Below are 955 nucleotides of genomic sequence, written 5' to 3'. Positions count from 1 at the left end.
TACTTTGAACGAGGGTAAGCGTATGAAAGACACGTATTTTGTGGCAGACGATTTAGACGAAGTTGAGCTAATTCAAAACGAGTTGATGGAAGCTGGAGTAGAGAAGGATAGCATTTCTGTTTGGAGCGGCGACGCCTATGGCGTCGACACGCATCATCTCAAGGCTGAAAACGAGTTACTGAAAACGGATGCGATTCCGTCGATGCGGTCAGGCTTAATATTTGGTTTGTTCCTGTCCGGTGTGGCGCTTTTCGGTTTTTTAGGTCTGGGTTTAATGAGTTCAGAATACATGAGCGCAGGACTCATTTTTTGCGGACTTGTGATTGGGTTCTGCACGTGGGAGGCAGGGCTACTGGGTTTACGTCGAGTTCACCGCGACTTTACTCAATTGGGTCGTTATGTAGCGCAGAAGAAACACATCATTCATTTGCATCTTGGTGACAAAGCTGAGAAAGCAGCAAATAANGTGTTACTAAAACACCCTGCGATCACGTCTGTCCGAATGGGCTAGGGCATTTCGCGAGAAGAGATCAGCTTTGACCTAGTTCTTAGCTTCTAGTTCTTAGTTTGATCTCGAGAGACCGCTTTAGGAGAGTGGCCAAACCAACGCTTGTAAGCCTTGTAAAAGCCGCTCGTCTCTTTAAAGCCCAGATGCAAACTCAACGAAGACAGGTTCACTCCTCGATCTAGTTGTTTTGCTGCTTCCTCTTTTCTTATTTGATCGAACAAAGTTTTAAAATCGCTGCTCTCTTCTTTTAGCTTCCTGTAGAGCGTTTGTCTGCTCATTCCCAGCGAGGCGCTAATTAATTCCGCACTAACTGGTTCTGAGCTTTTGATTCTTTCTTCTATGCGTTTTTTTACTTTTTCTTGGGTCGAGCTTGTGCCTTGAATATCTGATAGTAGCTCTGAGGCTTTCGATTGAATTATCCCTTTCACTAACGAGTTGCTGCTGACG

At 45.1% G+C, this 955-nt stretch carries 1 protein-coding gene; it reads right to left on the bottom strand.

What is annotated here, in order from left to right:
• Positions 1–555: 555 nt before the first annotated feature.
• Positions 556–955: AraC family transcriptional regulator (locus A3762_RS02670; RefSeq protein ID WP_231878706.1), on the bottom strand; the 400-nt coding region annotated here is incomplete at its 5' end.

The organism is Oleiphilus sp. HI0125 (genome assembly GCF_001635355.1).
This window is presented reverse-complemented; position numbering and strand designations above follow the sequence as displayed.